The organism is Acinetobacter sp. D009 (genome assembly GCF_038562025.1).
Lineage (GTDB): Bacteria > Pseudomonadota > Gammaproteobacteria > Pseudomonadales > Moraxellaceae > Acinetobacter > Acinetobacter pittii.
In genome coordinates, this window is record NZ_CP151886.1 from 2121652 (window position 1) to 2144795 (window position 23144).

General features: G+C 36.9%; 21 protein-coding genes. 17 read left to right on the forward strand and 4 right to left on the reverse strand.

Features of this window, described 5'->3' with window-relative positions; all coding sequences use genetic code 11:
- The first annotated feature begins 124 nt into the window (after positions 1–124).
- From AAC388_RS10080 to putP, 11 genes are all read left to right on the forward strand, one after another.
- Positions 125–688 (forward strand): TetR/AcrR family transcriptional regulator, encoded by a 564-nt coding sequence (locus AAC388_RS10080; RefSeq protein ID WP_002121343.1) that lies wholly within the window; start codon positions 125–127, stop codon positions 686–688.
- A gap of 468 nt (positions 689–1156) precedes the next feature.
- Positions 1157–1468, forward strand: coding sequence for a metalloregulator ArsR/SmtB family transcription factor (locus AAC388_RS10085; protein WP_002121379.1), 312 nt, complete (start codon positions 1157–1159; stop codon positions 1466–1468).
- Between the two features lie 408 nt (positions 1469–1876).
- Positions 1877–3079: a serine/threonine transporter SstT gene (gene sstT / locus AAC388_RS10090; RefSeq protein WP_017399485.1), complete on the forward strand. Its 1203-nt coding sequence runs from the start codon at positions 1877–1879 to the stop codon at positions 3077–3079.
- Between the two features lie 5 nt (positions 3080–3084).
- Positions 3085–3765, forward strand: a complete 681-nt coding sequence (locus AAC388_RS10095; RefSeq protein WP_342370543.1) for a YoaK family protein — start codon at positions 3085–3087, stop codon at positions 3763–3765.
- 3 nt (positions 3766–3768) lie between these two features.
- On the forward strand, positions 3769–4305 hold the full coding sequence (locus AAC388_RS10100) for a DUF2058 domain-containing protein (RefSeq protein WP_002121466.1): 537 nt from the start codon (positions 3769–3771) through the stop codon (positions 4303–4305).
- Positions 4306–4668: 363 nt separating this feature from the next.
- Positions 4669–6516 carry an ABC transporter ATP-binding protein gene (locus tag AAC388_RS10105; protein ID WP_063098703.1) on the forward strand — a complete coding sequence of 616 codons (1848 nt, stop codon included), beginning with the start codon at positions 4669–4671 and terminating at the stop codon, positions 6514–6516.
- Positions 6516–6956, forward strand: a complete 441-nt coding sequence (locus AAC388_RS10110) for a MaoC family dehydratase (protein WP_017482285.1) — start codon at positions 6516–6518, stop codon at positions 6954–6956. The genes AAC388_RS10105 and AAC388_RS10110 overlap by 1 nt, the downstream gene beginning before the upstream one ends.
- Before the next feature lie 108 nt (positions 6957–7064).
- Positions 7065–8090 carry an AraC family transcriptional regulator gene (locus AAC388_RS10115; RefSeq protein WP_002121430.1) on the forward strand — a complete coding sequence of 342 codons (1026 nt, stop codon included), beginning with the start codon at positions 7065–7067 and terminating at the stop codon, positions 8088–8090.
- 37 nt (positions 8091–8127) lie between these two features.
- On the forward strand, positions 8128–8502 hold the full coding sequence (gene gcvH, locus AAC388_RS10120; protein ID WP_005069578.1) for a glycine cleavage system protein GcvH: 375 nt from the start codon (positions 8128–8130) through the stop codon (positions 8500–8502).
- A 102-nt stretch (positions 8503–8604) separates the two neighbouring features.
- Positions 8605–9312 carry a Sir2 family NAD-dependent protein deacetylase gene (locus AAC388_RS10125; protein ID WP_342370544.1) on the forward strand — a complete coding sequence of 236 codons (708 nt, stop codon included), beginning with the start codon at positions 8605–8607 and terminating at the stop codon, positions 9310–9312.
- Positions 9313–9724: 412 nt separating this feature from the next.
- On the forward strand, positions 9725–11215 hold the full coding sequence (gene putP / locus AAC388_RS10130) for a sodium/proline symporter PutP (RefSeq protein ID WP_282463105.1): 1491 nt from the start codon (positions 9725–9727) through the stop codon (positions 11213–11215).
- A 34-nt stretch (positions 11216–11249) separates the two neighbouring features.
- Here the strand turns inward: putP and AAC388_RS10135 are convergent, their stop codons facing one another.
- Positions 11250–11738, reverse strand: coding sequence for an Lrp/AsnC ligand binding domain-containing protein (locus AAC388_RS10135; RefSeq protein WP_017386809.1), 489 nt, complete (start codon positions 11736–11738; stop codon positions 11250–11252).
- A 124-nt stretch (positions 11739–11862) separates the two neighbouring features.
- On the opposite strand from AAC388_RS10135, the gene putA reads away from it, so the two are divergent.
- The 4 genes from putA (at position 11863) to AAC388_RS10155 (ending at position 17866) form a co-directional block, all read left to right on the forward strand.
- A complete protein-coding gene (putA, locus tag AAC388_RS10140; RefSeq protein ID WP_342370545.1) occupies positions 11863–15615 on the forward strand; it encodes a trifunctional transcriptional regulator/proline dehydrogenase/L-glutamate gamma-semialdehyde dehydrogenase in 3753 nt (1250 codons plus the stop codon).
- Between the two features lie 105 nt (positions 15616–15720).
- Complete coding sequence (locus tag AAC388_RS10145; RefSeq protein ID WP_064784064.1) at positions 15721–16188, forward strand: GrpB family protein; 468 nt, start codon at positions 15721–15723, stop codon at positions 16186–16188.
- A gap of 113 nt (positions 16189–16301) precedes the next feature.
- Complete coding sequence (gene trmA, locus AAC388_RS10150) at positions 16302–17387, forward strand: tRNA (uridine(54)-C5)-methyltransferase TrmA (RefSeq protein ID WP_202744185.1); 1086 nt, start codon at positions 16302–16304, stop codon at positions 17385–17387.
- Positions 17388–17635: 248 nt separating this feature from the next.
- Positions 17636–17866 carry a hypothetical protein gene (locus AAC388_RS10155; protein ID WP_000011679.1) on the forward strand — a complete coding sequence of 77 codons (231 nt, stop codon included), beginning with the start codon at positions 17636–17638 and terminating at the stop codon, positions 17864–17866.
- A 35-nt stretch (positions 17867–17901) separates the two neighbouring features.
- Here AAC388_RS10155 and AAC388_RS10160 read toward each other — a convergent pair whose 3' ends face one another.
- Positions 17902–18648 carry a phosphodiester glycosidase family protein gene (locus AAC388_RS10160; RefSeq protein ID WP_284090781.1) on the reverse strand — a complete coding sequence of 249 codons (747 nt, stop codon included), beginning with the start codon at positions 18646–18648 and terminating at the stop codon, positions 17902–17904.
- Positions 18649–18841: 193 nt separating this feature from the next.
- Here AAC388_RS10160 and AAC388_RS10165 point away from each other — a divergent pair, with 193 nt between their 5' ends.
- The gene (locus AAC388_RS10165; RefSeq protein ID WP_014206573.1) at positions 18842–19432 is read left to right on the forward strand and encodes a lecithin retinol acyltransferase family protein; all 591 of its coding nucleotides are present in this window, start codon (positions 18842–18844) and stop codon (positions 19430–19432) included.
- Positions 19433–19477: 45 nt separating this feature from the next.
- Here the strand turns inward: AAC388_RS10165 and AAC388_RS10170 are convergent, their stop codons facing one another.
- Positions 19478–20068 carry a YceI family protein gene (locus AAC388_RS10170; protein ID WP_002121395.1) on the reverse strand — a complete coding sequence of 197 codons (591 nt, stop codon included), beginning with the start codon at positions 20066–20068 and terminating at the stop codon, positions 19478–19480.
- 213 nt (positions 20069–20281) lie between these two features.
- Here AAC388_RS10170 and AAC388_RS10175 point away from each other — a divergent pair, with 213 nt between their 5' ends.
- Complete coding sequence (locus AAC388_RS10175; protein WP_284090780.1) at positions 20282–20689, forward strand: OsmC family protein; 408 nt, start codon at positions 20282–20284, stop codon at positions 20687–20689.
- 55 nt (positions 20690–20744) lie between these two features.
- Here the strand turns inward: AAC388_RS10175 and tkt are convergent, their stop codons facing one another.
- On the reverse strand, positions 20745–22733 hold the full coding sequence (tkt, locus tag AAC388_RS10180; RefSeq protein WP_005076314.1) for a transketolase: 1989 nt from the start codon (positions 22731–22733) through the stop codon (positions 20745–20747).
- Positions 22734–23144: the final 411 nt, after the last annotated feature.

Consider the following 23144-nt stretch of genomic DNA (forward strand, 5'->3'; position numbering starts at 1 on the left):
TAAAAAAATAATATCTTTTTTCTATCAATAACAAACAATACCTTGTAAAATTAAATTATCTAGATTCTCATTGATAAAGATCACCGTTCAAGCTAATAGCAATTCATTTGTGAGAGGCTAAAATATGTCGAAAAAAGATGACATTATTAACACCGCATTAAGACTTTTTAACTCGTATAGCTATAATTCTATAGGTGTAGATCGCATCATTAATGAATCTGGCGTTGCAAAAATGACTTTCTATAAGCATTTTCCATCAAAAGAAAAATTAATTGAAGAGTGTCTACTTCTTCGAAATACGCTTCTACAAAACTCTCTTACTTCTGCCTTATCAAAACATGATGAGTTAGACCCTCTTGCGAGAATTAAAGCAGTATTTTTATGGTATTCCGACTGGTTTAATAGCGAAGATTTTAATGGCTGTATGTTTCAAAAAGCCTTGGAAGAGGTTTTAAAACAATACCCTTCAACACATCAACCTGCCACTTTGTATAAAGCTTGGTTGACCCAACTCATGCAAAATCTTCTTAACCAGTATGATGTAAAAGAGCCAGTTCCCCTATCTTTACTACTCGTTAATATTTTGGAAGGTATGACCATACAGGCTCAAGTCGAACATGGTTCAATAAAAATTAATGATTACTGGACTCGAGTAGAAAAATTAATCGATTTCGAAAGAGCAGCATAAAAATAAAGCGTGATATTCTTCTTCTTATATTTAATGATTCTTCTTATGTATCACGCTGCGTCTGAAAGTCATTTTGGTTCACAATTAGACGTTTTTTTCGACCTTACTGAACCAAAATATACAGACCTGTCTGTACAAAACAGATTATATATTTAAAAAATAAAAACTCAATCCTTTTTTATGATTTGTCTTAAGATAAATTAGATTTAACTATTTATTGAAAGCAAATTGAAATTGTTTTAGGTTGACTTCGTTTCACTTATACTTAACAATTACACTTATAACACAAAGCAACATTTTAGACACAAAAGAAATACAAATAGTTGTTTTTAATTAGAAAGACTACTTATTTATCAATTCCTCTTATATTGCTTTTCAACAAAAACAATTGGATTGATTAGTTTTGCTACATTCATTTTCATAAGATCAATCTATACTATGCCCGCTATATTGATATAGGTATAAAGTATGAAAGATGGACTCCAAATCGAAGAAATGAAAAATGCGGCTGATTCAGTCGTTGGAATTCTTAAATCTTTGGCTAATACAGATCGTTTATTAATTTTATGTCACTTAGCTTATGAGGAGTTAAATGTTTCTCAAATTGAAGAGAAGACCCAAATTACCCAGCCCACTCTTTCACAACAACTTATGATGCTACGCAAAAGTGATGTTGTATCAACCCGTCGTGATGGCAAGCAAATTTTTTATTCAATTAAGGATGACAATATGCATTCAATTTTAAATACGCTTCATCAGCTGTACTGTGCAAGTAAATAATATTTTTTAAATTATAAATTTATAATAATAGTAGTAACTTCCTGAAATATGCGATTTTTCAGCTTGAAAGCTTAGAGTCCAATCCAAGCACAAAGTTTTGAAAATTCGCGTAGCTTTTCTAAAAAGCTCAACCATATTTAACTTTTTGCCCCTATATTGTCTTTAGCCTATTCCATGCTTTCACAGCTTTTTGATATACCTAGTTTTTTAATGAGCAATTAACAAGCAAAACCACCAACTATAAATTTTAAAATATTAAAATAAGACCAATAAAAACAATCATTTAATATTACCATCAAGTATAAATACTTATAGGTGCTATAAAAAAGCTTAAGATTCACATCACTTAAGTATAAAATACTCCGCTTGTTCAACCTTTAGCCATGATTAGGTTAATAAGGCCTTTATATGCTTGCATTCTTTTCTCGATTAAGCTTAGTCACTAAGATTATTATCGCCATTATTCTAGGGATAGGCGTTGCATTACTATTTCCGAACGTTACGCCTTACTTAAGTTTATTTGGTGAGCTTTTCATTAAAGCCTTAAAGTCGGTTGCCCCTATTTTAGTTTTTGTATTGGTGCTTTCTTCTATTGCCAACTTCCAAGTGGGTCATAGCGCCAATTTACGCCCTATTATGATTCTATATGTGGCAGGTATGTTGCTTGCAGCTTTCACAGCTGTGATTGTCAGTCTTTCTTTTCCAAGCACATTATTCCTCAATACAGTTTCACATAATGACTTACAAGCGCCTGGTAGTCTCGCAGATATATTAAAAAACTTGCTCTTAAGCTTTATTGCAAACCCTGTTCAAGCAATTAGTGAAGCCAACTTTATTGGTATTTTAGCTTGGGCAATTGGCCTAGGTTTAGCTATGCGTCATAGCTCAGACACCACAAAACAAGTGATGCAGGATGTTTCACATGCTGTAAGTGCTATTATTCATAAAGTAATTGCTTTTGCACCAGTCGGTATTTTCGGATTAGTTGCAGTGACTTTTGCCGATGCCGGCCTTGCAACACTTGAAAGCTATGCACAATTATTAGTGGTATTGTTAGGTACCATGTTCTTTGTTGCTTTGGTTATCAACCCTATTCTTGTTGCCCTTACTATACGTGGAAATCCATACCCTCTCGTATTTAAGTGTCTAAAAGAAAGTGGTATTACAGCTTTCTTTACTCGAAGCTCAGCAGCAAACATTCCAGTTAACTTAGATTTGGCAGAGCGTTTAGGTGTTAACCCATCTACAGCTAGTGTGTCTATTCCTTTAGGTGCAACAGTAAATATGGCAGGTGCAGCAGTCACGATTACTGTACTTACATTAGCTACTGTACATACGCTTGGCATTCATGTTGATTTTGCGACAATGGTTATTTTATCAGTTGTTGCTACCGTTTCAGCTTGTGGTGCTTCTGGTGTTGCAGGTGGTTCTTTACTACTCATTCCAGTCGCTTGTAGTTTATTTGGTATTTCAACAGAAATTGCTATGCAAGTTGTAGCTGTTGGTATGATTATCAGTGTATTGCAAGACTCTACAGAAACAGCCCTTAACTCATCTACAGATGTATTATTTACCGCAGCTGTAGATATTCGCTCTAAGCAAGCGTCTTAAGCAAAATGCCATTTCAACGCCTACCAAACTGGTTCCAACTTGGAGCCTTTTTGCTGGCATTTAATGCCGGAATGATTAATGTCTTAGGATTAATTACTCTTTTGCATCAATCTATTTCACATATGACTGGCAACGTTAGTATGCTGGCTATGAGTTTGGTAGAGTGGCAACCAGAACATATCATTTTTTTACTTCTGGTGATTATTTGTTATGTTTGCGGTTCATTTTATAGTGGTTTTATTTTAGGTGGCAGTCATTTTCGACTAGGTCGTCGTTATGGCTTACCTTTGAGCCTTGTTGCCTTATTCATTTTCCTTTGCTGGCTATTGCTTCCTTATTTTCCACGCTATGGATTATTATGGGCTTGTACGGCAATGGGGTTACAAAATGCGATGGTAAGCCACTACAAAGGAACGATTATTCGCACTACTCATCTATCTGGTGTGCTGACTGATATTGGTTTAGCACTTGGATATAAAGCCAGAGGCTTAATTGTAGAAAATCGACGTATTGTTTTACATTTACTTATTCTTGCTGGCTTCCTGCTGGGTGGAATTCTTGCCGCTTCAGTACATCCATATATGAAACTACAATCATTTTTATTGCCAGCAATTTTAAGCTTAGCCTTAAGTATTTCTTACTGGATAGTTTATCTCTATAGTACTTCAACTTCACAAAAGGACTAAGACATGGTTAAAAATGCCTTACAAGCACAGCTATTAAAAGCTGGTTTAGTTGATAATAAAAAAGCAAAAAAATTAACAAAGCAAGCTCATCACGAACAACGTCTTGGGCTAAGTAATGAAGCTGAAATCAAAGCAAATATTGAAAAAGCTCAACAAGAAAAGTTAGCTAAAGATCAGGCTTTAAATTTAGAAAAACAGAAACAGCTTGAAGAAAAAGCACTTAAAGCATCAATCATCCAGATGATTAAGCAGCACAAGATTACTGATTTTGCTGGAGATGTGGCTTATCAATTTATTGATGAAAATAAAATCAAAAAAGTTTATCTATCTCAACAAGTTTATAACGCACTTGTTGCAGGTAGCCTAGTTATTGCTAAAGATCAAGATCAATATGCCTATCTTCCAAAAGCTTTAGGTGAAAAAATTGATCAAAAAATGCAAGGCTTCATTTTAATTAATAATGCTGAGAAAAACGAACAAGCCACAGATGAGGAAGATCCATATGCAGCATATGTTATTCCAGACGACCTAATGTGGTAATACAATACTTAGGCCTTTAGGATATAGATCTAAAGGCCTTTTCTAATTAATGTATAGCTGTAATAATTTAACAAATGTTCAAAATACTAAGAAAAAATACTTAAAGAATAAATTCCTTCACCCTTTATCTATTAATCTCGATATAATGAATAATACTTTTAGTCCTCGCGACGTTCTTGAAGGTTTCTTCAAGTCTCCTTTTTTGCGTCATGTATTAATTTAAGACGTACAACATTATCAGTTCATGTGTATTTGCATATATTCACAAGATCGAAACCCTAAGTGATATTGATCTAACTGACTTTTTGCAAATTAAATTGCAAAGATTTAATTAAGTGGCTTTTGTGTCAAAGGTAGTAATTCATGCTGAAGTGGTTTGAAAAACTTGTAGATCCCTACCCAACTAAAGGTTTAGATGAACCTTTACCGACTCGTTTTTTTCCATTTGTTTGGCAAGCTACGGAAGGCCTACGCCCTTACTTATTCTTACTTATTCTTTTTACAGCAGGTGCTGCAAGCTTTGAAGCCTTACTTTTTTCAAAGATTGGACAACTCGTAGACTGGTTAAGTAAAAGTCATCCGGAAAGCTTTTTAAGTCAGCATGCTACTGATTTACTCATTTTAATTGGTGTTTTATTTACCAATATCTTTTTTGTAAATATTCAATCTATTATCAAACATCAAATTTTATATAGTACCTTCCCAATGCGTTTGCGCTGGCGTTTCCATAACCTTTTATTGAAACAAAGCTTGGACTTTTTCCATAATGACTTTGCAGGACGACTTTCTGCTAAGGTTATGCAAACAGCGTTAGCGATCCGTGAGTTCTGGATTATTTTGGGTGACATGTTGGCATACGTCAGCATTTACTTCATTACAGTCAGCATTGTTCTTGGCGCAATTTCACCAATTTTACTTATTCCACTTTTAGTTTGGTTAAGCCTATTTTTATTAAGCGCATGGTTCTTTATCCCCCGCTTAAGTAAAGTTTCTCAGCAACAAGCCGATGCTAGAGCGATCATGACGGGCCGTGTAACAGATGCATACACCAACATCCAAACGGTAAAACTATTTGCCCATGCTGGTCGTGAAAGCCAATACGCAAAAGCATCTATGAAAGAGTTTATGACTACAGTCTATGCTCAAATGCGTTTAGGTACCCTATTTGAAGTCAGCATCAATATGTTGTCTGCTGTTTTGTTTGTAGGTGTTATTGGTACCTCTGTTTGGCTATGGACCCAAGGTTTAGCAGCATTAGGTGTAATCGCAGCAACTACTGCAATGATTTTAAAACTTAATAGTATGGCTGAATTTATGATGTGGCATATGTCAGCCTTATTTGAAAATGTTGGAACCATTCAAGATGGTATGCAAACATTAGGTAAAAAAATCAATATTCAAGACAAACCAGATGCGAAACCACTTGCAGTGACCAAAGGTGAGATTGTATTTAAAGATGTAAGCTTTGCTTATAACAATAAAAATGTGATTGATCACTTCAACTTGCATATTAGAGCAGGCGAAAAAATAGGAATTGTGGGACGTTCTGGCGCAGGAAAGTCTACGCTGATTCAGTTGCTTTTACATTTTTACCATCTTAAGCAAGGTGCTATTTTAATTGATGGCCAAAACATCGAAGATGTAACTCAAGATAGTTTAAGAGCTAATATTGCTTTAGTTACTCAAGATACGTCTTTATTGCATCGCTCAGTTGCAGAAAATATTAAATATGGTCGCCCTGATGCATCTGATGCAGACATGGAGAATGCTGTAAATAAAGCCAAAGCTGCTGAATTTATTCCGCAATTGGTTGATTTAAAAGGACGTAGTGGTTATAACGCTCAAGTAGGTGAACGTGGTGTTAAACTTTCTGGTGGTCAAAGACAGCGTATTGCCATTGCACGTGTATTCTTAAAAGATGCTCCTATTCTTATTTTAGATGAAGCAACTAGTGCATTAGACTCGGAAGTTGAAGCAGCAATCCAGTCAAGTTTAAATGACCTGATGGTTGATAAAACCGTTATTGCAATTGCACACCGTTTATCTACTATTGCACAAATGGACCGTTTAATCGTTCTTGATGAAGGTCGAATTGCTGAGCAAGGAACTCATGAAGAGTTAATTGCGCAAAATGGTATATACGCACAGTTATGGAAACGTCAAACAGGTGGTTTCCTAATTGAACAAAAAGTATTACAGGGTCAAGATTAATGCTTTATTTAGAAGATTTGAAAATTGGTGATCGTTTCATTAGCCGTGAATATGAAATTACCTTAGATGAAATCAAAAAATTCGCAAACTCCTATGACCCTCAACCCTTCCATATAGATGAAGAACAAGCTAAGCACGATCCAATTTTTCAAGGAATTGCTGCTAGTGGTTGGCATACTTCTGCAATTACTATGCGGTTATGGACGGAATGTATGCCGATTCATGGCGGCCTGATTGGTTCAGAATCTAGCTTACGGTGGCCACGCCCCACTCGACCAGGTGATAAAATTCATGTTGAAGCAGAAATTTCAGCGATCACACCATCCAAAACAAAATTAGATCGTGGTATTGTAAGTTACGTTACGCAAGCCTTAAATCAAAATGGTGACGTATTACTCATTTCAACAACAAAAATTGTTGTCTTTAAAAAGAATGTTTAAAACATGGTTGATATGATTGTCTAACAGTTTTTATAAACTCAGATTATATTTCATGACAAGATGTGTAAGAAATGCATGTGACAAATTGATGAGAGCAATGGAACGCATATGAAAATTACCTCAGCTCGTCAAGATCAAGGTATTCCGGGAGTCTATGGCTTATTGCTATTAGATGTTGTTTCGCGTTGGGGATATAACGATGAAACATTATTTGCTCCATTTCATCTTACTAGTGAGCAACTGGCCGATCCTGATTATCGTATTTCTACACCTGTAGCAAATGAACTAGTTAAACACGCGCTTAATTTAACTGGTGAAACTACATTGGGTTACCATCTTGGTACTCAAATGCGTATTTCGATTCATGGCTTCATTGGCTATGCGATTATGACAGCCAAAGACATTACTGAAGCAATTGCCCTTGCAGCACGTTTTATTCAGCTACGTTTGCCTTTTTTACAACTCTATTTTTCAACGTTTGGGCCCAAAGCTACCCTACAATTACAGTGTGATATTGAACTTGAACCTCTAAGAACAGAAATCGTTTTAGGTTTGACCATTGGTATCATGAGTATGGCCAAAGCGATTACGGGTATCGAAGATTTAGCTGGTGATGTAGATTTGGACTTTCCTGAACCAGAAGGCTTTGAAAAGTATAGAAATAAACTAAGCAGCACAATTCGCTTCAACCAGCCACATTTGATTTCAAGTTTTGATAAAAAATACTTAGGAATTAAGTTAGTTAATGCTGATCCTATCGCAAGTCAGGTTGCTATTAATCAGTGCGAAGCCGAACTTTCCGCTTTAGGTGAGCGCCGTCGTTTAGCAATGCGAGTTCGTGATATTTTAAGTAATTCTGAACAACATTATTTAAGCATTGAAAATGTAGCTGAATGTCTACATATGTCAGACCGCACACTTAAGCGCCAATTGGCGGCTGAAGGAACTTCATTTTCTACATTGGTTGATGAAGTGCGCTATCGACATGCAACATCTCTACTTTCACGTACAGATTATAGTCTGGAACAAATTGCAGATGAACTTGGCTATTCGGACGTTGCAAATTTTAGCCGAGCTTTTAAACGTTGGAGTGGTCGCAGTCCGAGCAACTGGCGTAAAGACCCATACTTATAATGTTAAAAACTATTGGACACAAGCTTAAGGAGTTACCATGAATCATCCTTCAGAACTGAAGTATGCACGTACACATGAGTGGGTAAAGATTGAGGGTGATCTTGTTATTACAGGGATTACCGATCATGCACAAGATGAACTTGGCGATTTGGTTTACGTTGAAACTCCAGAAGTTGGGAGTAAAGTTACTGCTGGCGAACAAGCTGGTGTGGTTGAATCAGTAAAAACTGCTTCTGACATCCATGCTCCTGTTTCTGGCACGGTAGTAGAAGTAAATACTGACCTTGAAGATGATCCTGATTTTGTAAATGACGATCCATATGGAAAAGGCTGGATTTATAAAATCAAACCAGACAACATTGCAGATGTTGAAAAACTTTTAACAAATGCAGAATATGAAGCTGGCTTATAACAGATAGCTATAGCTTTTCATATTTAATAAAAACCAGTTTAGTCTTAAACTGGTTTTTTCTTTATCTATTCAAAATCTATTCAAATTCAGTTTTACGAATCGGTGACTTCTATGACAAAGCTTGTTGTATTCTCTGGCGCTGGCATAAGTGCTGAAAGTGGAATTAGCACTTTTCGTGACAGTAATGGTCTATGGGAAAATTACGACATCCAACAAGTTGCCACACCTGAAGCATGGCAAAAGAACCCTGCTCTAGTTCAACGCTTTTATAATGAGCGACGTAAAAATATTTTAGAGGCTGAACCCAACGAAGCTCATCACTATATTGCTAAACTACAAGACTACTTTGACGTACAAGTGATTACTCAAAATATTGATGATTTACATGAACGGGCTGGGAGTTCTAACGTTTTACATTTGCATGGAAACATTCGTTTAGCGAAAAGCTCTGGCCCGAATGCACAATTTACAACACAGTTTTACGATATTAATGGCTGGAAGCTAGATTTAGAACAAGACTTTTGCCCAGATGGCTATCCCCTGCGTCCACATGTAGTCTGGTTCGGTGAAGCTGTACCCGCTTATGAAGAAGCAATTCAATTAGTACAAAGTGCAGATATTTTTATTGTGATCGGCTCGACATTAAGCGTATATCCTATTGCGGCTTTAGTTCATGAAACTTCAAATCAATGTAAAGCCTACTATATAGATCCAAATGCAGATCATCTGCGTGTTCCTCATCAATATGAATTATTAAAAATGTCAGCGACTCAAGGAATGCATAGACTTTTTGAAAATTTAATCTGCTAATTGCTATTTTTAGACACTAAATAAGCCTAACTTGAATAAAAAAAATTATTAATTGAACAAAAAATTGTCGATTTTTTTAACTTTATTCTAAATTTCTATAAATTTTTTTTGGCCAATAGCCTATTTATAACTCAATATCGATTTATTTTTTTAGAAAATGACATTTTTTTGCTGAAAAAATTTAAAAAAATAAATAATAAAAAATTATAAGTTGATGATTAATATTGTAATTTTATATCTTTAAAATCAATTTATTTTAAGTTACACAATGATACAAAAGTACAATATAAAAATAACAGTGCAAAAAAAATCTTTTGTGGTTGAATCTCAACCTCTTGGATGCCGTACAAGAAAACAGCGACCTGGATTAGGTTACAATCACGGATTATGGATATAAGGACACACATCCATTATGAGTTATTTTGATCCCACCCTCATCATGTTTATGGTGTACATCGTAGCAATGGTACTTATTGGCTTATTTGCCTACCGTGCTACAAGCGACTTCTCAGATTATATTCTCGGTGGTCGTAGTTTAGGCAGTTTCGTAACTGCATTATCCGCAGGCGCATCAGACATGAGCGGTTGGCTGCTCATGGGTTTACCGGGCGCAATTTATCTTTCTGGTTTATCTGAAGCGTGGATTGCAATTGGTCTCATTATCGGTGCTTGGCTTAACTGGCTACTGGTTGCTGGTCGATTACGCGTTCATACTGAAATCCAAAATAATGCACTGACTTTGCCAGATTATTTTACAAGCCGTTTTGATGATCAGAAAAAAGTACTTCGTATTTTCTCTGCCGTTATCATCTTGGTTTTCTTTGCAATTTACTGTGCTTCAGGCATGGTAGCAGGTGCCCGTCTATTTGAAAATTTATTCGGAATGTCTTACAACACGGCTATTTGGCTCAGTGCTATCGCGACCATCAGTTATGTTTGTATCGGTGGATTCTTAGCGATTAGCTGGACAGATACATTCCAAGCTGGCCTAATGATTTTTGCTTTGTTATTAACACCAATCGTAACTTATCTTGCAATTGGCGATACAACACAATTTGTGACACTCATTGAAACTGCTCGTCCACATGCATTCAATATTATTTCAGATTTAAGTGTAGTGGCAGTTTTATCTTCCATGGCATGGGGTTTGGGTTACTTTGGTCAACCACATATCCTTGTACGTTTCATGGCTGCTGACTCTGTAAAATCAATTCCTGCTGCGCGCCGTATTGGTATGACTTGGATGATTTTATGTTTAGCTGGTGCAGTCGGTGCTGGTTTCTTCGGTATTGCTTACTTTGAGCAACACCCTGAACTAGCAGCAGTTGTAAGCAAAAACCCTGAAACTGTATTTATGGAATTGACTAAAATCTTATTCAATCCATGGATTGTAGGTATCATTCTGGCTGCGATTTTAGCAGCCGTGATGAGTACATTGAGCTGTCAGCTTTTGGTATGTTCGAGTGCATTAACAGAAGATTTATACAAAGGTTTCATTCGTAAGAACGCATCTCAGAAAGAGCTTGTATGGGTTGGCCGTGTTATGGTTCTTGCGATTGCTGTTCTTGCGATTGCTCTTGCTGGTAACCCAGACAGTAAAGTTCTTGGCCTTGTTGCTTATGCATGGGCTGGTTTCGGTGCTGCATTTGGTCCGCTTATCATCTTGTCATTGTTCTGGAAACGTATGAATTTACAAGGTGCTTTAGCAGGTATGATCGTTGGTGCAGTTGTAGTGATTGGCTGGAAAAATCTTTTCGCAGACACTGGTGTTTACGAAATTATCCCAGGCTTTATCCTTGCATTTATCAGCATCATTGTAGTGAGTCTCTTAACTAAAGCGCCAAATACGACAGTAACTGGCCGCTTTGAAAAAGCAGATGAACTCTACAAAGAAAGTGTATAAGTTATTGAAATAAACCAAAGGGGCTTCGGCCCCTTTATTTATTTTTAGTTTTGATTTTAATTTTTGAAGTATCTTTTACAACTTGCATGACAGGATAACTACGAGTCTCTTTTACCCCTGGTAATTGCCACAGTACCTGCCCTGCAATTCGTCTAAACTCTTCCATGCTGCCACTTCGTAATTTAATTAAAAAATCAAACCCACCACTCACCATATGGCATTCAACAATTTCAGGATAGTGAACCACAGCATCAATAAACTCATCTAAAACATTGGGTGTTGTTTTATCTAATAGCACCTCTACGAACACCAAAAAATTTGCATTTAACTTGATTGGATTCAATTTCGCTTCATATCCCAAAATAAAATCATCCTTTGTCAACTTCTGCACTCGAGCCATAACAGCAGTTGGCGACAAGTTAACAAGTTCGGCTAATTTACTATTAGAGATTCGCCCATCTGTTTGAAGAATATCCAAAATTTTTAAATCAGTACGGTCAAGGCTTAATATTGGGCCATTCATCTGAATTTTCCTCTAAAAAATGGGCTAAATATAGTGAGTTATTCGGTGTTTCTTCTGTAATGATAAATTATCTAAACCTCTCTACTCAAGATGAGTTTACGAGAGCTGGTTGGCGGAAACAGATATGAACACAATGGATACTTTTCATCAAATGGATAAATCTCACCAAGGCTATATCACCGAATTCAACGATAAAAGTGAGTTTGAACAACGCATCAATACAGCTTGGCGACGTGCTGAACCAGAAGCTGTAGAAGAGCTATTACAAGCTGCCACGGTATCTGATGATTTAGATCATAAAATTTATGATCTTGCTTTTAATCTTGCCAATAATTTACGTGAACGTAAGACCTCTTCAGGCAAAGCAGGTATTGTTCAAGGGTTATTACAAGAATTCTCTCTTTCTTCACAAGAAGGCGTGGCGCTCATGTGTCTAGCCGAAGCTTTGCTTCGTATTCCAGACTCAGCAACACGTGATTTGCTTATTCGAGATAAAATCAATCAAGGTAACTGGAAAGAACATGTTGGCCAAAGCAGCTTAATGTTTGTAAATGCTGCAGCATGGGGCCTCATGTTAACTGGTAAGCTCATGGAAACTCCTAAGCAAACCAGTCTTTCAAGTGTACTTACTGGCCTTTTAGCACGCAGTGGACGTGGCATCATTCGTAAAGCTGTTGACGTTGCAATGCGTATGATGGGTGAACAGTTTGTAACTGGTGAAACCATTGAAGAAGCTGTAGACCATGCGAAAGTACTCGAAGACAAAGGTTTCCGCTATTCTTACGATATGTTAGGTGAAGCAGCCTTAACCGAACATGATGCTGAACGCTACTTTAACGATTATACACAAGCCATTCATGCAATTGGCAAAGCGTCTAATGGTAAAGGTGTTTATGATGGCCCGGGTATTTCAATTAAGCTTTCTGCTTTACACCCTCGTTATCAACGCGCGCAAATTGAACGTGTTCATCAAGAACTTTACGGCAAAGTATTTGAACTCGCTCGTTTGGCTAAAAAATACAATATTGGCTTAAATATCGATGCTGAAGAATCAGAACGTTTAGAAATTTCTCTTGAGTTACTAGAACGTCTTTGCTTCGAGCCAGAACTTGCAAACTGGAAAGGTATTGGCTTCGTTATTCAAGCTTACCAAAAACGCTGTTTCTTCGTGGTTGATTATATTATTGACCTTGCTAAACGCAGCCAAAAGCGTCTCATGATTCGCCTTGTGAAAGGTGCATATTGGGATAGCGAAATTAAGAAAGCGCAAATCGAAGGTATGGATGACTACCCTGTCTTTACCCGTAAAGTACATACGGATTTATCTTATATCGCGTGTGCTAAAAAACTACTTGCAGCACCTGAGTTCATCTATCCACAATTTGCAACTCATAATGCTCAAACATTGGCAACGATCTATCATTTAGCTGATCCAAGCAAATATTATGCCGGTCAATATGAATTCCAATGCTTACATGGCATGGGCGAACCCCTTTATGAACAAGTTGTTGGTCCACGCGAGCAAAATAAATTAGGCGTACCATGCCGTATTTATGCTCCTGTTGGTAACCACGAAACTTTGTTAGCTTATTTAGTTCGTCGTTTACTCGAAAATGGCGCGAATACTTCATTCGTTAACCGTATTGCCGATAAAACACTTAAAGTTGAAGATCTTATCCAGTCTCCAATTTATGATATTCGTCATGCAGCTAAACTTGAAGGTTCAGTTGGTTTAAAACATCCATCAATTCCTCTACCTTTAGATATGTACGGAACACTTCGTAAAAACTCTAAAGGTTATGATTTAGCAAACGATACTCCACTTGCAGCTTTAGACAGCACAGCTCAAGAATTACGTAATCGTATTTGGCAAAGTCATCCATTATTGGCAAATAACGAGTCGTTAGAGCAAGGTCATTCTGTTGCAATTACAAACCCAGCACAAAATGATGAAATTGTTGGTTATGTGCAAGAAGCTGATCTTAAGCATGTTGAAATTGCGCTTAATGCAGCTGAACAAGCTCAATCAGAATGGTCAAATACGCCTAAAGAACAGCGTGCTCAACACTTAAAACGTGCAGCTGATCTAATGGAAAGTCGTATTCAAGAATTGATGGTTTTGCTTTGCCGTGAAAGCGGTAAAACCTATGCTAATGCGATTGCAGAAGTTCGTGAAGCTGTAGATTTCCTACGTTACTACGCAACTCAAGTTGAGAATCTTCCTGCAAATACAGCTATTCAGCCTTTAGGTACTGTACTTTGTATTAGCCCGTGGAACTTCCCTCTTGCAATTTTCTCTGGTCAAATTGCTGCAGCATTAGTCAGTGGTAACTGCGTTATTGCTAAACCTGCTGAACAAACCCCATTAGTCGCAGCTCAAGCAATTCAGATTTTATGGGAAGCTGGTATTCCACATGGTGCTGTACAGTTACTTCCTGGCCGCGGTGAGACAGTCGGTGCTCAGCTTAGCCAAGATAGCCGTATCGATGGCATTATGTTTACTGGCTCGACTGAAGTTGCAAAAATTTTACAGAAAACTGTTGCGAAACGTTTATCTGAAAATGGTCAATCTATTCCTCTCATTGCAGAGACTGGCGGTCAAAACGCAATGATTGTAGACTCATCAGCATTAACTGAACAAGTCGTACTTGATGTTGTAAGTTCTGCTTTTGATAGCGCGGGTCAGCGTTGCTCTGCTTTACGTATTTTATGTGTACAAGAAGACAGTGCTGCAACCGTTATTAAAATGCTTAAAGGTGCAATGCAACAGTTAATTGTAGGTAACCCTGCAATTTTAAAAACTGACATTGGTCCTGTTATTGATGACGAAGCAAAACAAACGATTGATCAACACATCCAGAAAATGAAGTCGAAAGGCTATCCAGTACATCAGTTGATGTTCGGGGCAACAAGTCAGAATGAACTAGATAAAGGAACCTTTGTTGTACCAACAGCAATTGAACTCCCTAACCTTGATGATTTGCAGCGCGAAGTTTTTGGTCCAGTTCTCCACATCATTACCTATAAGTATGGTGAGCTTGAGCAGTTGATCTCACGTATTAATGCCAAAGGTTATGGTTTAACAATGGGTCTGCATACCCGTATTGATGAAACCATCCAAACAGTCATTCAACATGCTGAAGTTGGTAACCTTTATATCAACCGTAATATTGTTGGTGCTGTCGTTGGTGTACAACCATTCGGTGGTGAAGGTCTCTCCGGTACTGGTCCGAAAGCTGGTGGTCCGCTTTACATGTATCGCTTGATGCAGCAGTGTTCAAACAAAGTATTGGCAACACCATTTGCTATGAAGACTGAGCAAACTGCTTTTGAAGGCTTTAACCGTGAGGTTTATCAGAGCTTACAAAATTGGGCGAAACAGCATTTACCGCAAGCAAATCGTGATATCGAACCATTTGGTGTTGGTAAATTTTATGAGTTACAAGGCCCTACTGGGGAAAGTAACCAATATATTATTTTGCCACGTCATCGTGTTCTTTCAATTGCTGATACAGAACAAAATCAGTTGCATCAGTTACTCGCAATCTTTGCAGTTGGCAGCCAAGCTGCTGTAATGCCAAATAGTCCGTTATTGGCAAAACACAAACAAACGTTACCAAAAGATGTACTTGATGCGATTACTACCATTAAAAACATCACTACAGATGATTTTGATGCAGTTTTACATCATGGTAATCGCGAAGAGATCTTCTCATTACAGCAAGAGATTGCTACTCGTTCTGGTGCAATTGTCGGTATTACCCATGTTGAGCCGAATGAAACTATTCCACTTGAGCGTTTAGTGATTGAACGTGCAATTAGTGTGAATACAGCTGCAGCTGGTGGTAACGCAAGCTTAATGACAATGACTGATTAATTGATAATTTTTCTAAAAAGCCCGAATCTCAGTATTTGGGCTTTTTTATTTAATAAAGTAATCTATTCTTAACTATATAAATTTTATCAAATTGAGATTCTAATAATGGTCTTTTTAGAACCAGAACAATATCAACAAAGATGCGCTCAGCTTTTTAATTCATATCAAAAAGATATTTCCACACTTCTACCATTTGCCAAAATTGAGCATATTGGTTCATCTGCAATACCGAATGCAATTTCAAAAGGTGATTTAGATATTTATATTGAAGTTATGTCTGAGCAATTCGAATTCGCAATAGAACAATTAAAAACACTTAATTTTATCGAAAAACAAAATACATTAAGAACACATGAGCTTTGTATGCTCGAATCACTCAACAATGATGATGTAGCATTTCAAATTGTAGTCACGGATTCAATATTCACATTTTTCTTAACATTTAAAAATAAGCTTATAAGCTCACCCAAGTTGGTTAATGAATATAATGAATTAAAATTACAGTGTAGCCATTTAGACCCCGATCAATATAGAACAATAAAATCAGATTTTATTAATCGTGTTTTAAATTAGCTCTAGTTTAGGTCCCTGCTTTCTCTTATGAATATCTGGTTAAAATTGGCTCCTGTAAGTTCAATTTTTTTGATACCATTCACTATTTGATTCTGTCTAAATTTTCTTTGTCTATGACCTCTTCTTATCGTCAACAACTTCAAGCTAAAATTGAACGCATTACTACTCAATTTTATGAATTTACACCGCCTACATTAGAAGTGTTTGAATCACCTGAACAACATTTCCGTATGCGTGCTGAATTTCGTATCTGGCATACAGAAAATGATATGTTCTATGCCATGTTTGAGCGTAACGATGACGATAAGCAAAAAACCGTTGTACGCATTGATGAGTTTCCAATTGCAGATCAAAGCATCAATGATTTAATGCCAAAACTTTTGGAAGAACTCAAAGCTGAACCTAAGCTTTCTAATCGTTTATTTGAAGCTGATTTCCTCGCAACACTTAGCGGCGAAATGCTAGTTACCCTCATTTATCACCGTAAATTGGATCAAGAATGGGAACAAGCCGCTAAAGCGCTTGCCGATAAATTAGATATTAAGATTATGGGCCGTAGTCGTGGCCAGAAAATTGTTATTGGCGATGATTTCGTCGTTGAAGAATTCGAACTTTTAAATCGTTCATTTAAATATAAACAAATCGAAAGTAGCTTTACCCAGCCTAATGCACAAGTTTGCAAAAAAATGCTTCAATGGGCATGTGATGCAGCTGAAGGATCAAAGAAACACTTGTTAGAACTCTATTGTGGTAATGGTAATTTTACACTTCCACTCTCTTTAAAGTTCGAACGAGTGCTTGCTACTGAGCTTGCAAAATCATCTGTTTATGCTGCTCAATGGAACATAGAACAAAACCAAATCGATAATATTCAAGTAGCACGCCTATCGGCTGAAGAGTTTACTCAAGCTTATCAAGGTGAGCGCGAATTCCGCCGTCTAAAAGAAGCGAATATTGATATTCAAAGCTATGACTTTGACACCGTATTTGTAGATCCACCGCGTGCAGGAATTGATGATGAGACTTTAAAACTTCTACAAGGTTTTGAACGTATTATCTACATTTCATGTAACCCTGACACGCTATATGAAAATTTAAAAACTCTCAGTCAAACTCATCGATTGACTAAATTCGCCTTATTTGATCAGTTCCCTTATACGCATCATGTCGAGTCTGGTGTTTTACTTGAGAAGATTTAAACAAAATCTTTCATTGTAAAGTTTTAAATAAGGAGGCTACATACCTCCTTATTTTTTAACGTTTTATTAGTTAAGTATTTAAATTTTCAAAAAATATCAAGTCATCTATTCGTCATAATTTCGTTTAACTCAAGCATTCCCATCGAAAATTCTCGAGTTCAAGTGGTGGATTTATCACTTATAGAGTCTTGTATTTTATTTTAAATTGGCTATATTTCGAGCTATGTTAGGTTGTATATGAAGGCTCTATGAGTTTTTGGCAAAAGCTGTTCTTGGCAGATCAACAGCATAACGAGCATAAAAACCAAACTGCTTGTGTTGAAAATGACTGCTCATGTAAAACTAATGAACAACTTCTAAGTGCACTTGCACAAGCAACAGATGAAGATGTCATTAAGGGAATTAAAAAAGTTCTTATTTCCCGTGGTTATAGCCGAAAAGAGTTAAATGAACTCACTCAAAAACCGTCTATTCATTAATTAAAAAGCCAGTCTTGTACTGGCTTTTTTATATTTCACTTTACTACACAATTGGACTCATCTACCCAACCGACCATTGGTCCCATTTGAAATTGCTGATCGTTCCGATTGTTCTTTTGCATATATAAACTAGAAATAGAACCATCGAGATATAAAGCCTGCTCTACTTTAAGATTTCTTTGAAAAAACTTGGCAAAATTGTAAAAACTCACACGATTCTTAGATATCACAAAGTAGAGTTTATTATCTCGAATACCAACTCCATTACGAATTTTCTTTGATTGAGAGTCTGGTAAAAAAAGGGAATTTATGTTTCCATCAATAACTAACATTGGCCCAGATTGGGTTGCATAATCAACTTTCAAATTTTGTAGGCTATATTGTGGCGTAGTTAAAACAAAGGCCTGTTTTTTATTCCAAGCTACTACCCCATTCGGCTGTAAAAAGAAATTTCCCAATCCTTTATGCTCATTTAAGGGCTGAACTACCTTAGCTCGTTCAATATACAACCCTACTGGAGAAAATCCTAAATGAAACATCCCCGCATTCATTGCAAAGCTAAGCTGCTCACACTGCTTTAATTGTTCCTCAATATTGTTAAAGCTTTTATAGTATTGCTGATTATTAGGATTCTTTAAAAACAAGTGTAATGCTTTAAAATCGCTGATCGAGATCACATCGTATTGGTCACCTTCCACCGTTTTAATCTGCTGATGCGCTATAGCATATGCAGTCTGAAACAAAAGCCCATATAAAGCTAAGCACCCGACGACCCATTTCATTTAACATCACCTGACATGACATTTTCCCTTCATATTAAGTTCTTAAATTATATACAAGAAATATGAATAGATTGGATATGCATCAAATTCCTTCATTCGACGTAATCAATACACTCCAAATTGCTGATATTGGTTATAATGTTTAGCAGCTTTTCAATAAAAGCCATTTACACTTTATTGGATCAGCGTAAGCATGCAACAACCGAATAAACGCTACCCTTTAGGGGCTCACCTCATCGTAAAGCATCTCGGCTATAGCCATCATGGTATATATGCAGGGAGAGGTCGAGTTATCCATTATTCTGGCTTAGCTCATTTCATCAAAAAACGCCCGATTGAAATCACGTCAATAGATGCTTTCTCGCATGGCAAAAAAATACACGTCCGTTCTTATGACAAACCTCGTTATAAAGGAAAGATTGTGGTTCGCCGAATGCGTTCACGTATGCATGAAAACCACTATCATTTGATTATTAATAACTGTGAACATCTATGTAGTTGGGCAATTACCGGTATTGAAAGTAGCACTCAAGTTGAACGTATGATGCATCGTTTAACGACTATTGGCTATGTAAGCTCAATCATGAGCTATATGAATGGTATGATGCTGACCGTTGCAACTACATGTTTTGCTCTGGTTCTATATATTAAAAAGAAACTGCGCGATCAGGCAAAAAGAAAAGTTCCTACTTACCAGTTTTTAAGAGAAAAATCGCAGAAAAGAAATATCGATCCTTCAGCACCCCTAGTATTTATAGATCCAGATAAAAAAGAGCCAGTCTAAATAAAAAAGCCCTCATATTTGAGAGCTTTTTAGAAAACTTATAACTTATTTTTTAGCTGCATTAGCGGCAGTTGCTTCTGTCGTAATGTTTACAGTGATCTTATCACCAACGTTCGGTACATAACTTCCTAAACCAAAGTCAGAACGCTTGAATGAAGTTGTAGCATTAAAACCAATCGCTGGAACTTTAGCCATTGGATGCTCGCCCTGCTTGTTTAAAACAGCATCAAGTACAACTGGCTTAGTTACGCCTTTAACAGTTAAGTCACCAGTAATTTTAAAGTGCTTTTTGTCTTTGGTTTCAACTTTAGTACTTTTAAACGTAATATTTGGATATTTAGCAGCATTAAACCAAGCTTCTTCTTGGAACTCTTTATCCAAAGCAGGAACGTTTGTATTTACACTGCTTAAAGGAATAGTCACATTTACAGATGAGTTTGCTGGTTTAGCATTATCAACTTTAATTACGCCTTGGATATCCGAAAAGTTAGCGCTTGGAGTAGAGAAACCAAAGTGATTCCATGAGAAAACAGTAGCTGTATGTGTTGGGTCAATTTTGTAGTCTACTGGCGCAGCTAAAGTAACTGAACTAGCCAATGCTACTGCCAAACCGAAGCTTAATGTTTTAAGATGCATTTTTCGTATCCTTTATTGATATAGTCGTTAGTGTATACATCAAGTAATTTAATTCACTATTCTTTATAAAACGATATGTTTCATCCATGCAACAATAAAAGCGTTACAGTTGTTATTCAAAAACCATATTATAAAGTATAGATATTCTTCTATTTGAAGCTTCAGATTTATTAATTTTTATTTCAAATTTATTGATTCATAATAAGGTAAAACATGGCTAATACTGCTCAAGCACAAAGTACTTCCACTCCATATCGGGTAACTCTCACCGATCCTTCAGGTCATCAATGGTTTGCAGATGAACCGACTGATAAAGGTGGACAAGATACAGCTCCGAATCCGGTTCAGATTTTATTATCCGCTTTAGGGGCTTGCACTACAATTACTTTAGAAATGTATGCGAATCTTAAAGGAATTAAGCTAGATCATGTTCAAGTGGATTTAGCATTAAACCCAAATGGCGAACCTGAGAAAGGCCAAAATAATATTGAACGGAAAATCACACTCAAAGGCGAGTTTACTGAAGACCAGCATAAGCGATTACTAAAAGTTGCAGAGAATTGCCCTATTCATAAGTTATTAACCTCTCAGATTAATATCCAAACAGAACTCACTATTTAACTTCTCAAATAAAAAAGCGCTCTATCTAGAGCGCTTTTTTACACTACTTTAATATTTAAGCAGTTAATTCTTTTACAGCTGCAACAACAGCTTCAGTCGTAATACCAAAGAATTGGAACAAATCTTTTGCTGGTGCTGACTCACCATAAGTTGTCATACCAATTACTTTGCCATCAAGACCAACGAACTTCCACCAATAGTCAACATGAGCCGCTTCAACAGCAACACGCGCACGGATATGAGCTGGCAATACTGCTTCACGGTATGCGGCATCTTGCTTCATAAATTCTTCTGCACATGGCATAGAAACTACACGCACACCTTCAAGTTGTGCATAAGCTTCCATTGCTAAAGAAATTTCTGAACCAGTTGCAATAATAATCGCTTTTAATTCGCCTTTTTCTTGAGCAAGTACATAACCGCCTTTTGCAGCGTTTTGAATTTGCTCTTCAGAACGTGTTTGGAATGGTAAGTTTTGACGAGAGAAAATAAGTGCTGTAGGGCCATCTTTGCGTTCTAAAGCAGATTTCCAAGCAATTGCAGTTTCTACAGTATCCGCAGGGCGCCATGTATTTAAGTTAGGTGTACCACGTAATGAAGCAATTTGTTCAATCGGTTGGTGAGTTGGACCATCTTCACCCAGACCGATTGAGTCATGTGTATAAACATGAATTACACGTTGTTTCATTAATGCAGACATACGTACTGCATTACGTGCATATTCCATAAACATTAAGAATGTTGCAACGTAAGGAACGAAACCACCATGCAATGCAACGCCATTAGCGATCGCAGTCATACCAAATTCACGTACGCCATAGTAGACATAGTTACCAGCTGGGTTTTCTTGAACACCTTGGCAACCTTTCCAAAGTGTTAAGTTAGAACCTGCTAAGTCAGCGGAACCACCTAACAATTCAGGTAATAAAGGACCAAATGCTTGTAATGTATTTTGGCTTGCTTTACGAGTTGCAATTGTCTCGCCTTTCGCATTTGTTTCACGAATGAAAGCATCTGCTTGCGCTGCAAATTCTGCTGGTAAGTCACCACTGATACGACGAAGTAACTCAGCCGCTTCAGTTGGATATTTTGCTTGATATTGTGCAAATACTGCATTCCAAGCTGCTTCAGATTCACTACCTTTTGCTTTTGCATCCCATGCAGCATATACATCAGCAGGAATAACAAATGCTTCTTCGTTCCAGCCTAATGCTTCACGAGTTAAAGTAATTTCATCTTTACCTAATGGCGCACCATGACAGTCTTCTTTACCCTGCTTATTCGGTGAACCTAAACCAATAATCGTTTTACACATAATGATTGTTGGTTTCTGAGTTTCAGCTTTTGCTTCGATTGTCGCTTGACGAATCGCATCAGCATCATGACCATCTACACGAAGAACTTGCCAACCATAGGCTTTGAAACGCTCTTCTGTATCGTCGCTGAACCAGCCTTCTACTTCACCATCAATTGAAATGCCATTATCATCATAATAAGCAATCAATTTACCAAGTTGTAAGGTGCCAGCTAAAGAACATACTTCGTGAGAAATACCTTCCATTAAACAGCCATCACCTAAGAAACAGTAAGTGAAATGGTCAACAACTTTTAAATCATCTTTATTAAATTGAGCAGCCAATGTTTTTTCTGCTAAAGCAAAACCAACAGCATTAGCAATACCTTGACCTAAAGGACCAGTTGTCGTCTCTACACCCGGTGCATAGCCATATTCAGGATGACCAGGAGTTCTAGAATGCAATTGACGGAACTGTTTTAAATCTTCAATTGAAAGATCATAACCTGTTAAATGAAGCAAAGCGTATTGCAACATTGAGCCATGGCCATTTGATAAAACGAAACGGTCACGGTTTGCCCATTGTGGATTTGTTGGGTTGTGATTTAAAAACTCACGCCAGACGACGTCAGCAATATCTGCCATCCCCATTGGAGCACCTGGATGCCCTGAGTTTGCTTGTTGCACAGCATCCATTGCCAATACACGAATTGCATTTGCAATACGACGTTCGTTTAAAGGGGTCGTCATAGATCAGAATCCAATTTTAATAGATTGATGAAAAGAAGAAGATGAATAACCATTCAATGCCGCTATATTGTCTTAAAAAAAAGGCCTAGGGTAAACCCCAACACGGTATATTTCTTTATTTTTAACCGTTTCTTGGTTACACAAAAAACATTTGAATCTTTAAGTTATACAAAACAGTGTTCATTTTTCTGCACAACGACTAAATGTAAGAACATTAATCTTGTTAGCTTTTGATATATAGATAAAATATTTAGCCAATCTTGTATGCGTTGATCATGTTTCTTTACTTTAAAATTCAAATTTTGATATTTAAGATTTTTATTAAGTTATATGTTTAAAAAACACACTAGCAACAAGTTGTTAAAATATAAATACTTTAAATTAAAGCTTTCTATATCAATTTTGCTAATA

Coding starts and splice junctions, on each gene's coding strand:
- AAC388_RS10080 (WP_002121343.1), top strand. CDS start 125: ATGTCGAAAAAAGATGACATTATTAACACCGCATTAAGACTTTTTAAC.
- AAC388_RS10115 (WP_002121430.1), top strand. CDS start 7,065: ATGAAAATTACCTCAGCTCGTCAAGATCAAGGTATTCCGGGAGTCTAT.
- AAC388_RS10170 (WP_002121395.1), bottom strand. CDS start 20,068: ATGCATCTTAAAACATTAAGCTTCGGTTTGGCAGTAGCATTGGCTAGT.
- AAC388_RS10100 (WP_002121466.1), top strand. CDS start 3,769: ATGGTTAAAAATGCCTTACAAGCACAGCTATTAAAAGCTGGTTTAGTT.
- AAC388_RS10135 (WP_017386809.1), bottom strand. CDS start 11,738: ATGAATGGCCCAATATTAAGCCTTGACCGTACTGATTTAAAAATTTTG.
- AAC388_RS10110 (WP_017482285.1), top strand. CDS start 6,516: ATGCTTTATTTAGAAGATTTGAAAATTGGTGATCGTTTCATTAGCCGT.
- trmA (WP_202744185.1), top strand. CDS start 16,302: ATGACCTCTTCTTATCGTCAACAACTTCAAGCTAAAATTGAACGCATT.
- AAC388_RS10085 (WP_002121379.1), top strand. CDS start 1,157: ATGAAAGATGGACTCCAAATCGAAGAAATGAAAAATGCGGCTGATTCA.
- AAC388_RS10160 (WP_284090781.1), bottom strand. CDS start 18,648: ATGAAATGGGTCGTCGGGTGCTTAGCTTTATATGGGCTTTTGTTTCAG.
- AAC388_RS10145 (WP_064784064.1), top strand. CDS start 15,721: ATGGTCTTTTTAGAACCAGAACAATATCAACAAAGATGCGCTCAGCTT.
- AAC388_RS10095 (WP_342370543.1), top strand. CDS start 3,085: ATGCCATTTCAACGCCTACCAAACTGGTTCCAACTTGGAGCCTTTTTG.
- AAC388_RS10105 (WP_063098703.1), top strand. CDS start 4,669: ATGCTGAAGTGGTTTGAAAAACTTGTAGATCCCTACCCAACTAAAGGT.
- tkt (WP_005076314.1), bottom strand. CDS start 22,733: ATGACGACCCCTTTAAACGAACGTCGTATTGCAAATGCAATTCGTGTA.
- AAC388_RS10175 (WP_284090780.1), top strand. CDS start 20,282: ATGGCTAATACTGCTCAAGCACAAAGTACTTCCACTCCATATCGGGTA.
- sstT (WP_017399485.1), top strand. CDS start 1,877: ATGCTTGCATTCTTTTCTCGATTAAGCTTAGTCACTAAGATTATTATC.
- AAC388_RS10165 (WP_014206573.1), top strand. CDS start 18,842: ATGCAACAACCGAATAAACGCTACCCTTTAGGGGCTCACCTCATCGTA.
- putP (WP_282463105.1), top strand. CDS start 9,725: ATGAGTTATTTTGATCCCACCCTCATCATGTTTATGGTGTACATCGTA.
- gcvH (WP_005069578.1), top strand. CDS start 8,128: ATGAATCATCCTTCAGAACTGAAGTATGCACGTACACATGAGTGGGTA.
- AAC388_RS10155 (WP_000011679.1), top strand. CDS start 17,636: ATGAGTTTTTGGCAAAAGCTGTTCTTGGCAGATCAACAGCATAACGAG.
- putA (WP_342370545.1), top strand. CDS start 11,863: ATGAACACAATGGATACTTTTCATCAAATGGATAAATCTCACCAAGGC.